This window comes from Sphaerisporangium aureirubrum (assembly GCF_042658925.1).
GTDB lineage: Bacteria > Actinomycetota > Actinomycetes > Streptosporangiales > Streptosporangiaceae > Sphaerisporangium > Sphaerisporangium aureirubrum.
This window is the reverse complement of the sequence record NZ_JBHSRF010000129.1, coordinates 1-13,937: the sequence shown is the minus strand read 5'-3', so window position 1 is coordinate 13,937 and position 13,937 is coordinate 1. Positions and strand designations below refer to the sequence as shown.

Genomic DNA, 13,937 nt, shown 5'->3' with positions numbered 1-13,937 from the left:
GCGGGTCCCGCCGAGTCGGCCGATGGGATCGCCGCCCCTGCTGGTGCGGCTGTTCCGCTGTCCCCACGTGCGGGTAAGTCGGGTTCGGGTTCGACGCCAGGTGGGTTCGTGGCGCCCTTCTGAGGGATCACGGGGTCTCTCTGCGGGTTCGCGTGGTCCTGGTGGGCTCTGCGGGTCCCGCCGAGTCGGCCGATGGGATCGCCGCCCCTGCTGGTGCGGCTGTTCCGCTGTCCCCACGTGCGGGTAAGTCGGGTTCGGGTTCGACGCCGGGTCGGATGGTGGGGGCGCCGCCTCCCGCCAAGAGGCTGTGCCGTTGCCGTCACCTGCGAGTAAGTCGGGTTCGGGTTGGACGCCGGGGGGGTTCGTGGTGCTGTTTTGGAGATTTTTTTGGGTCGTGTGCATACATCGGGCGATGAGGGGCACTGAGGGTCGCAGCGGACTACTGGGGCATTAGTCCGCGACGTGGGAATGGGTATGGCCGACGCGCGAGGGAGAGGTCGCGCCGGCCATATCCCCCCACAATCCCTTCTCTCTCGCGTATGGGCTGGACGCGATACGGCCGGTCGGCGGGCAATAGGCTCTGGGCGTGGACATCGACGCGTTCGTCAACGCGCACAAGCCGGAGTGGGACCGGCTGGAGACGCTCGTGAGGCATCGGCGTGGGCTGAGCGGTGCCGAGGTGGACGAGATGGTCGAGCTCTACCAGCGGGCGGCGACGCATCTGTCCATCGTGCGATCAAGCTCGGACCTGCTGCTGGTGGGACGGCTGTCGGCGCTGGTCGCGCGGGCGCGCTCGGCCGTGACGGGGGCGCACAGCCCGGCGTGGCGGGAGTTCGGGCGGTTCTTCACGGTGTCGTTTCCCGTGGTGGCGTACCGCGCGCGCTGGTGGTGGCTGGCGACGTCCGTCATCTTCTTCGCCGTGTCCCTGCTCGTGGGCATCTGGATCGCCCGCAACCCCGAGGTCCAGGCCGCCATCGCGAGCCCCGAGCGCATCAAGCAGCTGGTGGAGCACGACTTCGCCGACTACTACTCCGAGCACCCCGCCGCCGCGTTCGCCGGCCAGGTGTGGATCAACAACGCCTGGGTGTCCCTGCAGGTCATCGCGATGTCCGTCGTGCTCGGCATCCCCATCCCGTGGGTGCTGTGGGAGAACGCCGTGAACGTCGGCGTGTCCGGCGGCCTGATGGCGTCCCGCGACCGGCTCGACATCTTCTTCGGCCTGATCACCCCGCACGGCCTGCTGGAGCTGACCGCCGTCTTCCTGGCGGCCTCCGTGGGCATGCGCCTCGGCTGGACGGCCATCGACCCGGGCCCGAGGCGCCGGGCCGAGGCGCTGGCCGAGCAGGGCAGGGCCGTGGTGAGCGTCGCGCTCGGCCTGGTGGTCGTGCTGCTGGTGTCCGGCCTGATCGAGGCGCTGGTCACCCCGTCCCCCCTGCCCACCTGGGCCAGGATCGGCATCGGCGTGCTGGCCGAGGCCGCGTTCCTGGGCTACATCGTGTACTTCGGCCGCCGCGCCCTGCGCGCGGGCCACAGCGGCGACATGGAACGCGCCCCGGACGTGGCCCCGTCGAGCTGACGGCCCAGCGGTAACGCGCACCCCTGTGGCGGCCGGCGGACGACGCCTCAGAGCGCCTTGAGGAACTTGGCGGCGATGGGTGCCGCCGCCGTGGCACCCGCGCCGCCGTTGCGCACGAGGACGGCGAAGGCCAGGCCGTCGCGGTAGCCGATGAACCACGCGTGCGTCCGCGCCCCGGCCACCTCGGCGGTGCCGGTCTTCCCCGACGTGCCGGACGGCAGCCCCGCCCGCGCGGCGGTGCCCTCGGTGACCACGGCCGCCATCATCGACCGCAGCGACGAGGCCACCCCGTCGTCCAGCGGAACCGAGGCCCCGCCGTCCGCGCCGGGGGTCAGCACGGCGGGCCGCCACACCCCGCTCGCCACCGCCGCCGCCACCTCGGCCATGCACAGCGGGCTGGCCTGCACCGAGTTCTGCCCGAGGGCGTCCGCGCCGAGCTCGTCGGCGGTGGTGTGCGGCCGGATGCGGCACGAGCTGAGCCCCGGCTTCTCCCGGAACCCGAACCGGTCGGCCGCCTCGGCGCGCAACTGGCCGTCCCGCAGCCGCTCCGCGGACAGCCGGGCGAACGTGGTGTTGCACGACAACGCGAAGGCGGTGGAGAGCGACACGGTCCCGTGGTCGGCCCCGTCGGCGTTGGTGAAGCTCCGCCCGTTCGGGATGGTGTATGTCCCGGGGCAGGCGACCGGCGACTGCGGCGACAGCCCGCCGCGCAGCAGGGCCGCCGCGGTCACCACCTTGAACGTCGACCCCGGCGGGTACAGCCCGTTGAACGCCCCCTTGGCGCCCAGCGTGTCCGCCACCGCCCGCACCTCGCGGGACTTCACGTCCACCGCCACGACGGCCGCGGGCTGCGCGACGCCGTCCAGGGCCCGGGCGGCGGCGGACTGCACGCTCCGGGAGACGCTGGCGCGGATGCCCCCGGCGACCTGCTCGGGGGACGCCAGCAGCACCTTGCCCGACGGCGTCTCCTCCAGTGAGAGCCGCGTCTCACTGGCGCTCAGGCCGCTGAAGTAGTCACCCGCCCGGCTGTCGGCGGGGAACGGCGTGCCGTCGCGGGTCAGCGTCGCGGGCCGGGACACCTTGGTCTCGACGATCCGCAGCCCCCCGCCGTCCCTGAGCGAGGGGTGCAGGGTCTCCGGCCCCCAGAGCACCTTCCACAGCCCTCCCACGCGGGTCAGGCGCAGCACGGACGTGAACGGCCAGCTTCCGAGCCCAGTGACCTCCCGCACCCCCTGGAAGGGCGCCTCGGCGGCGTTCTCGGCCACCTGGCGGGGCACGCCGGGGCTGAGGGACAGCGACGCGATCCGCAGGTCGGCGCTGAACCGCCGGTGCCGGTCGGCGAAGTCGGCCGGAGGCCCGTCGACGAGCGACGCCATGGTGGCGAAGTCCCCGGCCTGCCAGGCGGCGAAGTACCGCGCCGCCACCGGCTCCGGGGCGTCCGCCGGCGCGGACGCCGGGCTGGTGGACACCGGGCTGGTGGACACCGGGCTCGTGGACGGCGGGGCCGAGGGCAGGGCGGTGGGGCTGAACGGCGGCACGCCGGGTGTGGATTCGGCGGGGAGCGGTTCGAGCGTGAGCTCCCGCCCCTGCTCGGGGGCACCCTGCGCGCCGCCCTTGGGCTTGAGCGGCCGTTCCGCCGACCTGGCGACGGGGTCCGGCGCGACCGCCAGCACGACCACCCCGATGACGACCATCACCGCCACCACCGCCACCATCAGCAACGGCCATCGATCACGCATCGGACAAACTCCGCCCGTCCCCGTGTCGCATCTGTGCGGATTAGGAGCGTAAAGCGTGCCAACCCCACAGGCCAGGCTTTGTGCTAAATATCCACCCGAAGCGTGATACGAGGACGCGCCTGTTCCCGCGCCGAGGGCTCAGAGCCGGCCCGCGGCCTTGAGGGCCAGGTAGGCGTCCGCCAGGGCCGGGGCCAGGTCGTCCGGGGTGGCGTCGACCACTTCGCAGGCGTGACGGCGCAGGTGGGCGGTCAGGCGGGCGCGGTCGGCGTGCAGGCGTTCCGCGGCGGCGGCGTCGTAGACGCGCTCCACCGTGTCCCGGCCCGCGGCCATCTCGGCCACCCGGGGGTCCGCGACGGCGGCCACCAGCACCAGGTGGCGGGCGGTGAGCTGGGGGAGCACCTGGAGCAGGCCCTCGTCCATGGCCGTGGAGTTCAGGTCGGTCAGCAGCACCACCAGGCAGCGCCGCTTGGCCCTGGACAGGATGGCGGCCACCATGCCCGCCGAGTCGGCCTCGACCAGCTCGGGCTCGATCGGCGCCATCACGTTGACCAGCGCGGGCAGCGAGTCCGCCCGCGCGCCCCCGGTCGTCCACGCCCGGACGGCGCGGTCGTAGGCGAGGAAGTCCACCCGGTCGCCCGCCCGCCCGGCGAGCGCGGCCAGCAGCAGCGCCGCGTCCATCGACCAGTCCAGCCGCGGCCACCCGCCGTCCCCCCGCGCCGCCGCGGCGGACGGGAAGGGCGGCCCGGTGTCCCCCCGCGCGCCGGACGGGATGCCCTGTACGCCGGTGGGGAAGGGTGCCACGCCGACGCGCCCGGCCGAGGTGCGGCCCGTGTCCAGGACGATGAGCACGCGGCGGTCGCGTTCCGGGCGCCAGGTGCGCACGACGACGTCCGCGCGGCGGGCGCTGGCCCGCCAGTCGATGGAGCGCACGTCGTCGCCCACGACGTACTCGCGCAGGGAGTCGAACTCGGTGCCCTGCCCGCGCACCAGCGCCGGGTGCTGCCCCTCCAGCTCGCGCAGCCTGGCCAGCTTGGCGGGCAGGTGCTTGCGGCTCAGGAACGGCGGCAGCACGCGCACCGTCCACGGCACGTGGTGCGAGCCCTGGCGGGCCGCGACGCCGAGCGGGCCGAGGGACCGCACGGTGACCGTCGCGGCCTCGCGGTCGCCCCGCCGGGTGGGCGTCAGCGTGGTGACCAGCCGCCGGCGCTCACCGGACGGCACGTCCAGCCGCTGCTCGCGCGGGCTCGCCCCCGCCGAGGGCGGCCAGGCGTCCCGCAGCGCCCCGCGGACCCGCCGCCCGCCGGGGTTCTCCACGATCAGCTCCACGGCGACCTGCCCGCCGAGCCGTACCAGCCGCTCGCCCCCCCTGCGGAACCGCAGCGGGCGCACGCTCCCCGCGAACAGCAGGTCGATCACGATCAGCGCGGCCACCAGCAGGAGCAGGCCGAGCAGCGCGAAGCCGGGGTCCGGCGCGAACAGCACCCCGACGGCGCCGAGCGCGGCGATCAGGCCCGCCCGGCCGGTGAGGGCCATCAGCGCGGGACCGGGACCGAGGCGAGCACGCCGTCCAGCAGGCCGTCCGCCGTGGCGCCCTCGAGCTCGGCCTCGGGCCGCAGCTGGACGCGGTGCCGCAGCGCGGGCTTGGCCAGCGCCTTCACGTCGTCCGGGGTGACGTAGGCGCGGCCGGACAGCCAGGCCCAGGCGCGGGCGGCGGCCAGCAGCGCGGTGGCGCCACGCGGGGACACGCCGAGCTGCAGCGACGGCGACATGCGGGTCGCGCGGGCCAGGTCCACGACGTAGCCGAGTACCTCGGGGGCCACGTGCACCCGGCCGACCTCGGCGCGGCCCGCGGCGAGGTCGGCGGCCGAGGCCACCTGCTTGATGTGCGACAGGTCCTTGGGGTCGAAGCCGAGCGCGTGCCGCTCCAGGACGGCGATCTCCTGGTCGCGGGGCGGCAGCGGCACGGTCAGCTTGAGCAGGAACCGGTCCAGCTGGGCCTCGGGGAGCTGGTAGGTGCCCTCGTACTCGATGGGGTTCTGGGTGGCGACCACCACGAACGGGTCGGGCAGCTGGCGGGCCGAGCCCTCCACGCTGACCTGCCGCTCCTCCATCGCCTCCAGCAGCGCGGCCTGCGTCTTCGGCGGCGTGCGGTTGATCTCGTCGGCGAGCAGCAGGTTGGTGAACACCGGCCCCTCGCGGAACGCGAACTCCGCCGTCCGCGCGTCGTAGACCAGCGAGCCGGTGACGTCGCCCGGCATCAGGTCCGGGGTGAACTGCACCCGCTTGAATTCCAGCGACAGGGTGGAGGCCAGCGTGCGCACCAGCAGCGTCTTGGCGACGCCGGGCACGCCTTCGAGCAGCACGTGCCCCCGGCACAGCAGCGCGATCACCAGTCCCGTCACCACGGCGTCCTGCCCGACGACGGCCTTGGCCACCTCGGTACGCAACGCCCCGAGCGCCTCCCGCGCCCCGGCGCCCCCCGACAAGGCGGGAGAGGCGTAGGACGCCGTCTGGTCGGTCGGGGACCCGTACGACGCGCCGTGGTCGATCTGGGAGCCGTACGAAGCCCTCTGGTCGCCCGGCCCGGACGGCGCGCCCTGACCGCCTGGCCCGGACGATGAGCCCTGACCGGCGGGTCCCGACGATGGGCCCTGACCGGCGGGTCCGGACGGCGCGCCCTGACCGGCGCCGTACGGGCCGCCCTGCTGGGGTCCGTACGCGGAATCCTGCGGGGAGCCGTGCGCGGCGCCCGGGCCCGATGGGGCCGAGGGCCAGGAGGGGCCGGGGGGTCCGCTCTGGGGGGCTCCCGGCGGAGGTGTGGTCACGGCTCTCGTACCTGCCTTTCCAAGGTGTCAAGGTGACCCGCCAGGGACACGAGCCCGGCGTCGTCGGAGGGTGGGGGGCCGAACATCACCGCGCGGACCCACGATGGGTCCCGCCCGGTCCGCATGGCGGCGATGGCGGCGATCTGCTCTTGGGTGGCGTCCGCGGTCAGGCCGAGCCGCGGCGTGAGGCGCGCGGCGGTGGCGGCCCGCAGCGCGAACGCCGCCTGGTCCCGCGCCCGCCGGGCCCGGTACAGGCGCCCGCGGCCCTCCACGGTCTCGGCCGCCCGGACGACCACCGGCAGCCGTTCGACCACGACGGGCCCGAGGCGCCGCATCCGCCAGAGGGCGACCAGCAGCACGGCCACGAGGAGCTGGAGCACCGCCCACGGTATCCCGCGCGGCAGCAGGTCGGTAAGGCTCGCGGACCCCGACCCGGCGCCCCCGGGTGTCTCGTCCGGCGGCACCAGCCAGATCAGCACCGGCCGCGCCCCGGTGAGGTTGACCGCCAGCGCGGCGTTGCCGTCCTCGGCGAGACGCTGGTTGGTCATGAACGCGCCGTCCCCGACCGCGGTCACCGTGCGCTCGCCGGACACGCGCGCCAGGCTCGGCCCCTGCCGGTCCGGGTAGCAGGTGAAGGCCCTCGGCGGCGTCTGCCGGGTGGTGTAGGTCACCCCGCCGATGTAGACGCTGCCCGCCATGGCGGCGGCGGGAAGGTCGCAGCGCGGTGCCCGCGAGCCGACCGTCGTGCTGTCCTTGACGACGATGCCGCCGCCCAGCAGCGGCATCCCCGGGACCTGGCCCACGAGCAGGCGGTCGGCCTTGGTGGCGGCCAGCTTCTCCGGGGCGTCGGGGGCGAACAGCTGCGGCACCGGGGACAGCAGGAGCAGCCGGTCGGCCCCGTCCAGCCGCACGGCCTCCTCGACCGAGGTGACCCGCTCGACCCGCACCCCCTGCCGCCGCAGGATCTCGGCCAGCGCCTTGCTGCCGGTCAGCGTGGTGTCCGCCGGGTCCAGCGGCCTGCCCTCGGTGGAGGTGCCGGTGAACAGCACCGTCACCACCGCCACCAGCAGGATCAGGGCCCCGACGACGGCGACGCCCCGCCCGCCCCGCCACAGGCTCCGCGCGGTGGGCGAGGTGGAGGCGGAGGTCGCGGCCTCCCGCGGGGGAGCGATGGTCATGAGGCACCTCCCGCGGCGAGGGCGGGCCTGGCGGTGCGCAGGTCGTCGTCGAGGCCGGCCATGGCGCGGTACCCGTCCTCGCTGCCGTCGGCGGCGCCGTAGGTGACCTCGTCGAACAGGCGGGCGGCGGACGCCAGCCGGGCCGCGTACGCGGGCAGCTCCCGGCCCGCCACCTCGGCGAGCTCGTCGGCCGTGCGGCCGGGCTGCGGGGTGACGACGGCCCGGTGCTCCAGGTCGCGGGCGATGGCGCGCAGCCTTTCCCGGATGGCCTCGGCCCACCGCGACTCGGCCGCCAGGCGCTCGGCCTCGGCGCGGTGCTCGGCGGCGGTGCGCTCCACGGGGCCGAGCAGGGCCTCCGCCGCGGCCCGCCGGCCACGGGTCGCTTTGCGCCCCTGCCAGGCGATCAGCGCGATCAGCGCGCCGACGACGACGATCACGATGATCAGCGCGAGCACGCCGCCCGGCACTCCGCCGGGGGCGCTGTCCATCAGCCGGTCGAAGAACTCGCGGATCAGCCGGATGGCGCGTTCGAGCAGCGACTCCTGCTGGTACTCCGGCCTGATGAGCTCCTCGACGGCCCGGCGCCGCGCCTCGTCGCGCCCGATGTCGTCCAGGACGGCGAGGATCACGGCGCTCCGGCGGGCGTGGTCCCGGCGGGGCCGGCGGCGTGCGAGGGGTGCCACAGGTCGTCCGCGGAGGCGGGCACCCAGCCCTGGCGCTGCTGCTCCACGGCGGCGGTCTGCAGCACGAGGTCGAACGCCTCGGCGCGCATCCGGCGGTCGGTGTACAGCAGGCCGTTGACGCCGGCCTGGATGGGATAGGTGATCATCGCGCTGAGGACGCCGCCGACGACGATCAGCACCGTGGTCAGCACGGTCGCCCACAGCGCGCCGCGGCCGCCGAACGACACCGCCAGGGTGAGGACCTCCACCGGCACCGAGAGGATCGCGCCGAGCAGCGCGGTGAGGATCCAGGTCAGCAGCAGGATGCCGAGCACCCGCCAGAACGACCCGCTCACCAGCCTCCACGACCTGCGGACGGCCTCGATCACGCCGCGCCCCTCCAGCACCACCGCGGGCGCGGCCAGCGACAGGTGCGCGGTCATGAACAGGGCGTAGCAGAAGTAGAGGAGCCCGCCCAGCAGCGCCACGCCGAGGAACGTCCCGGTGCCCGCCCCGCCGGCCACCAGCACCGCGACGAGCGCCACGACGGCGATCAGCGGCACGGCCAGGATGAGCGCGGTGAGCAGGGACAGCCCGATCAGCGGGCCGATCCGGGACCGGGTGAGCCGCCAGGCCTCCCCGACGGTGATCTTCCCGCCGAACACGGCGCGGCCGAGCACCCGGGTGAGGATGCCGGTGAGGATGGTGATCAGGAAGAACTGCACGATCAGCGACAGCAGCGACCCGCCGAGCTGCGAGGCGAGCCCGCCCATCGGAACGTCGGCGTCCGTCCGGATCGCGTCGCCGGTGAACATGTCGCCGATCGACCCGTAGTAGATCGCCTGGCCGACGGCCACCGGCAGGGTGCCGATCGCGGCGGCGATGGCCGACAGCCCGAGCGTGGCCTTGGGGTTGGACCGGATCAGCTTGATCGTGCCGTCCAGGATGTCCCCGAGCCCGAGCGGGCGCAGCGGGATGATGCCGGGACGCAGCGCGGGCGGCGGCGGCCGGTAGCCGTATCCCGGGCCGTAGGCGCCCTGCGGCTGGCCGTAACCCTGCGGCTGGCCGTGCCCGGGGGGCGCGTAACCGGGCGGCGGCCCGTATCCCTGGCCGTACCCCGGCGGGGGAAAGCCGCCCTGTGGAGGCCCGCCGGGCGGCGGGTAGCCCCCCTGCGGGGGCCCGCCAGGTGGCGGCGCCTGCCCCTGACCTCGGGGAACGGCGTCCTGAGGGTCGCCGGGAGCGGTCCACGGCTGCTGCCCCGGGGCGGCGTACGGCGGAGGCTGGTTCTGCGCCCAGCCAGGGGGTGTGCTGGAAGGAGAGCCGTGACCGTCTGACATATCCCAATCCTGGCATGTCGCGCCCCTGCCCGGGGCGGCCGGGCGACGGATGGAGCCATCGGTTGACGGGACCCGCTTCCCATGACGCAGACTTGGGAAGGTACGGTGCGAGGCCCGCGCCACGCCATGCGACGGGCCCATCAGGCCAGATCATTGGCTTGGTCCGTAACCTGCGCCTAAAATTCGGCTTTTGGTGAAGCTAATGTCCGATCGTTTATCACCCGGCGAGAAGCGGCGGGTAGCCTTCGGTCCGTCGTGCGGCATTCGCCTCGAACTCCCATACAGCTGTGCATAACGAATGAGGGGCCATGAAAGGACGCGTGCTGGTCGTCGACGACGACGCCGCTCTCGCCGAGATGCTCGGCATTGTCCTTCGGGGCGAGGGCTTCGAGCCGTCGTTCGTATCCGATGGAGACAAGGCGCTGGACGCGTTCCGTGACACCCGTCCCGACCTGGTGCTACTCGATCTGATGCTGCCCGGCGCGGACGGCATCGACGTGTGCCGCCGCATCAGGGCCGAGTCGGGCGTGCCGATCGTCATGCTCACCGCCAAGAGCGACACCATCGACGTGGTGCTCGGCCTCGAGTCCGGGGCCGACGACTACATCGTCAAGCCGTTCAAGCCCAAGGAGCTCGTCGCCCGGGTCCGCGCCCGGCTGCGCCGCACCGACGAGCCCACCCCCGAGGTGCTCCAGATCGGCGACATCACCATCGACGTGGCGGGCCACTCGGTCAAGCGCGGCGACGAGACGGTCAACCTGACCCCGCTGGAGTTCGACCTGCTGGTGGCGCTGGCCCGCAAGCCGCGCCAGGTGTTCACCCGCGAGGTGCTGCTGGAACAGGTCTGGGGCTACCGCCACGCGGCCGACACGCGCCTGGTGAACGTCCACGTCCAGCGCCTGCGGGCCAAGATCGAGAAGGACCCCGAGCACCCGGAGATCGTGGTGACCGTCCGCGGCGTGGGCTACAAGGCCGGCCCGGCGTAAGCCGCGCGCCGCCCCCGGCCCGGACCTCCCCATGTCCTCCCCGACCCCTGCCTCCGGCACCCGCGCCCCGGCGCGGCCGAAGCCGAAGAAGAAGGCGCGGCGCACCCCGCGCCAGATCGTGCGCGGGGTGCGCAGGCGCGCCCGCCGCACGGCCGGGAAGGTCCGCCGGGTCTGGCGGCGCTCCCTGCAGCTCAGGGTGGTCACCAGCACGCTGGTCATCTCGATGACCGTGGTGGCCGTGCTCGGGTTCTTCCTGATGCAGATGATCGACACCGCGGTGCTGCGCGGCCGCGTCAACTCGGCCACGTCCGAGGCGCAGGCCAACGTCACCACCGTGGCGAGCTATCTCGCCCAGACCGTCGTGACCCCGAGCCGGCAGTCCGCCTCGGCGCCGGACGGCGACGGCGACGTCCTGATGGACAGCGCGGTCGACCAGGCCGCGGACGCACTGGCCCGCCGCGCCGAGTCGCGGTACGGCGTGGTGATCCTCAACGCCGACCGGGTCGGCGAGGACCGCGGCACCGGCAACATCGACCCGCGCAGCGTCACGCCCAAGCTGCGCGACAAGGTGCGGCAGGTCAAGGACACACCCCAGGCGATGTACACCTCGCTGTACTACGCGGGTGAGCAGAAGGGGGCGCCCGCGCTGGCCATCGGGGCGCTGGTGCCCACCCTGTACGGCGACTACGAGGTCTACCACTTCTTCCCGCTCGAGGACGAGGTGCACACCCTGTCCACGGTCCAGCAGTGGCTGGTCGTGGTGGGCGCGGCCCTGGTGCTGCTGCTGGCCGCCGTCGCGTCCCTCGTCACCCGGCAGGTCGTCACCCCGGTGCGGCTGGCCCGCCAGGCCGCCGAACGGCTCGCCGCCGGGCGGCTGGAGGAACGGCTGCGCATCCGCGGCGAGGACGACCTGGCCCGGCTCGGGGTGTCGTTCAACGAGATGGCGTCCAACCTGGCGCTGAAGATCCACCAGCTGGAGGAGCTCTCACACGTCCAGCGGCAGTTCGTCTCGGACGTCTCCCACGAGTTGCGCACCCCGCTGACCACGGTCCGCATGGCCGCCGACCTGCTGTACGAGGCCCGCGAGGACTTCGAGCCCGCCGCCGCGCGGTCGGCCGAGCTGATGCAGGCCCAGCTGAACCGCTTCGAGTCCATGCTGGCCGACCTGCTGGAGATCAGCCGGTACGACGCGGGCGCCGCCACCCTGGACATCGACTCGGTGGACATGCGCGACGTGGTGCTGCGGGCGGTCGGCGACTCCCAGCCGCTCGCCGAGCGCAAGGCGACCCGGCTGGACCTCCGGCTGCCCAACGAGCCGTGCATGGCCGAGGTCGACAGCCGGCGGGTCGAGCGCATCCTGCGCAACCTGCTGTTCAACGCCATCGAGCACGGCGAGGGCCGCGACATCGTGGTCACCCTGGGCGCCGACCGGGACTCGGTGGCGGTGGCCGTGCGCGACCACGGCGTCGGGCTCAAGCCCGGCGAGGAGACCATGGTGTTCGACCGCTTCTGGCGCGCCGACCCGTCCCGGGCCCGCACCATCGGCGGCACCGGGCTCGGGCTGGCGATCTCCCGCGAGGACGCCCTGCTGCACGGCGGCTGGCTCCAGGCCTGGGGCGTGCACGGCGAGGGGTCGCAGTTCCGCCTCTCCCTGCCCCGCCAGGCGGGCTCCGAGCTGCGCGGGTCGCCGCTGCCGCTGGTGCCCCCGGAGATCGAGATGCGCCGCCACTGGCGCGGCGCCGCCACACCGGTGCTGTCCCCGGCCATCGAAAGGCATTTCGATGGCGACTAGCGCCGCGCGCCCCGTCCCTCCGCCCGGCGGCCCCACGGCTTCTGGCCGTCCCGGCGCGCGCCGGCGGCCGCTCGCGGCCGGGCCGCTCTGCCTGGCCGTCCTGCTGGTGGTGCTCGGCTGCGTGTCCTGCTCCACCGTGCCGCCCGGGGGCAACATCTTCGCCGCCAGGGGCGCCAGCGAGGGGGACCCGCTGAGCCAGCCGTACGTCCGCATCCTGGCCGCCGACCCCAAGCCGAACGGCTCGCCGCAGGACATCGTCAACGGCTTCCTCGCCGCCGCGGCCAGCTTCGACGACCCGGTGCGCACGGTCGCCCGCAAGTACCTCACCGGGGAGGCGCAGCGCAACTGGAGCCCGTTCGACGCGGTCACCATCTACGACCAGCGGTCCCTGACCAGCGACCCGCTGCGGGACGGCGTCCAGCAGGTGCAGGTGACGCTGCGCACCACCCTGCTCGGCACCGTGGACGGCGACGGCCACTACGTGCCGAGCGAGTCGACGTCCGAGCTGAACATGGACTTCGCCCTGATCAAGGTGTCGGGGCAGTGGCGCATCTCGTCCGCGCCGCCGGGCCTGCTGCTGTCCAACGACGACTTCAAGCGCGCCTACCGCCCGTTCGACCTGACCTTCCCGGCCGCCGGCGCCGAGGGGCTCGTGGTGGACCAGGTGCGGGTGCCGATCAACCCCAGCGAGAGCCTCGCCAAGTCGCTGGTGCACCGGCTGATCACCGGCCCGACCCGGCCGCTGCGCGGGGCCGTCCGGTCCGCGTTCGGCAACAACGTCGACGTGAACAGCGTGGTGGTGGACGGCGACGTCGTGGTGATCGACTTCACCTACGGCATCGTCGCCTCGGTACGGGAGCCGGCCGACCGGGAGGCGCTGTCGGCTCAGCTGGCCTGGACGCTCAAGCCGATGACCGAGGCGCGGCGCATCGAGGTCCGGGTCAACGGCGAGCAGTTCCCCGGCGGCTCGTTCGTCATCGACCCGCGCGACTACGAGCGGTTCGACCCCAACGTGCTGTCCGGGGACGCCCAGGCGTACTTCCTTAAGCACGGCAAGCTTCACATCATCGACAAGGACCGTGAGAACCCCGTCCTGGTCGGCCCCGGCGACGAGCAGGGGAGGCGCTTCACCGACCTCGCCGTCTCCAACGACCGCTCCCCCAAGGTGGCCGCCCTGGCGCAGGACGGCGGCGTCTGGGTCAGCGGCATCGCCCCCGGCAGCCAGTGGCAGCGCTGGATTCCCGGCGCCAAGCCCACCGCTCCCTCCTGGGACCGCTACGGCTTCGTCTGGTCCGTCGTCCACGAAGGCGGCACCTCCAAGGTCTACCGCTCCAGCAGCCCCTCCGTCCCTCCCGTCCCGGTCGGCGCCCCCCAGCTCGAACCCACCGACGTCACCGCCTTCCGCGTCGCCCGCGACGGTGCCCGCGTCGCCGTGATCTCCGACGACGGCCACGGCGAACGCGTCCTGGTGGGCACCATCGACCGCGACAAGATGCAGGTCCAGAACCTCCGCGTCCTGGTCCCCGCCAAAGACGGCCAAGAGATCAGCGACATAACCTGGCGCGACGCCAGCACCCTCCTGGTCCTCACGAAGGACAAGTCCGAGCGCGAACTGACCCCCTGGTCCGTAACCCAAGGCATCCGCGCCGACACCGCCAAAGCCGCCACCCGCATCGAATCCATAACCGCCGCCCCCGACCCCCTCCCCGTCCTAGCAGGCACCGCCGACTCCGAAATCCTCGCCTGGGACCCCCAAAAGAAACAGTGGACCACCTTGGTCAAAAACGGCGCCGGCCCCCCCGTCTACCCCCTCGGCTAGCCCCCCACCCCACCCCCGGCCCC

Annotated in this window: 10 protein-coding genes; 4 read left to right on the top strand and 6 right to left on the bottom strand. The window is 73.8% G+C overall.

Annotated elements, in window-relative coordinates; genetic code table 11:
* The first annotated feature begins 586 nt into the window (after window positions 1–586).
* A complete protein-coding gene (locus ACFP1K_RS39515) occupies window positions 587–1,576 on the top strand; it encodes a stage II sporulation protein M (protein WP_380763433.1) in 990 nt (329 codons plus the stop codon).
* A 47-nt stretch (window positions 1,577–1,623) separates the two neighbouring features.
* Here the strand turns inward: ACFP1K_RS39515 and ACFP1K_RS39510 are convergent, their stop codons facing one another.
* The 6 genes from ACFP1K_RS39510 to ACFP1K_RS39485 form a co-directional block, all read right to left on the bottom strand.
* Complete coding sequence (locus ACFP1K_RS39510; protein ID WP_380763431.1) at window positions 1,624–3,315, bottom strand: penicillin-binding transpeptidase domain-containing protein; 1,692 nt, start codon at window positions 3,313–3,315, stop codon at window positions 1,624–1,626.
* A 138-nt stretch (window positions 3,316–3,453) separates the two neighbouring features.
* A complete protein-coding gene (locus tag ACFP1K_RS39505) occupies window positions 3,454–4,848 on the bottom strand; it encodes a DUF58 domain-containing protein (RefSeq protein ID WP_380763429.1) in 1,395 nt (464 codons plus the stop codon).
* Complete coding sequence (locus ACFP1K_RS39500; protein WP_380763435.1) at window positions 4,848–5,801, bottom strand: AAA family ATPase; 954 nt, start codon at window positions 5,799–5,801, stop codon at window positions 4,848–4,850. The genes ACFP1K_RS39505 and ACFP1K_RS39500 overlap by 1 nt, the downstream gene beginning before the upstream one ends.
* 335 nt (window positions 5,802–6,136) lie before the next feature.
* Entirely contained in the window at window positions 6,137–7,318 is a 1,182-nt protein-coding gene (locus ACFP1K_RS39495; protein ID WP_380763427.1) for a DUF4350 domain-containing protein, read from the bottom strand.
* On the bottom strand, window positions 7,315–7,947 hold the full coding sequence (locus ACFP1K_RS39490; RefSeq protein WP_380763425.1) for a DUF4129 domain-containing protein: 633 nt from the start codon (window positions 7,945–7,947) through the stop codon (window positions 7,315–7,317). The genes ACFP1K_RS39495 and ACFP1K_RS39490 overlap by 4 nt, the downstream gene beginning before the upstream one ends.
* Window positions 7,944–9,317 carry a DUF7544 domain-containing protein gene (locus ACFP1K_RS39485; RefSeq protein ID WP_380763423.1) on the bottom strand — a complete coding sequence of 458 codons (1,374 nt, stop codon included), beginning with the start codon at window positions 9,315–9,317 and terminating at the stop codon, window positions 7,944–7,946. Before ACFP1K_RS39485 ends, ACFP1K_RS39490 begins: the two co-directional genes overlap by 4 nt.
* A gap of 308 nt (window positions 9,318–9,625) precedes the next feature.
* On the opposite strand from ACFP1K_RS39485, the gene mtrA reads away from it, so the two are divergent.
* Genes mtrA through ACFP1K_RS39470 form a run of 3 tightly spaced genes read left to right on the top strand, consistent with a single transcriptional unit; the run spans window position 9,626 to window position 13,914 of the window.
* Window positions 9,626–10,303 carry an MtrAB system response regulator MtrA gene (mtrA, locus tag ACFP1K_RS39480; protein WP_380763421.1) on the top strand — a complete coding sequence of 226 codons (678 nt, stop codon included), beginning with the start codon at window positions 9,626–9,628 and terminating at the stop codon, window positions 10,301–10,303.
* A 31-nt stretch (window positions 10,304–10,334) separates the two neighbouring features.
* The gene (gene mtrB, locus ACFP1K_RS39475) at window positions 10,335–12,095 is read left to right on the top strand and encodes an MtrAB system histidine kinase MtrB (RefSeq protein WP_380763418.1); all 1,761 of its coding nucleotides are present in this window, start codon (window positions 10,335–10,337) and stop codon (window positions 12,093–12,095) included.
* A complete protein-coding gene (locus ACFP1K_RS39470) occupies window positions 12,085–13,914 on the top strand; it encodes an LpqB family beta-propeller domain-containing protein (RefSeq protein ID WP_380763416.1) in 1,830 nt (609 codons plus the stop codon). Before mtrB ends, ACFP1K_RS39470 begins: the two co-directional genes overlap by 11 nt.
* Window positions 13,915–13,937: the final 23 nt, after the last annotated feature.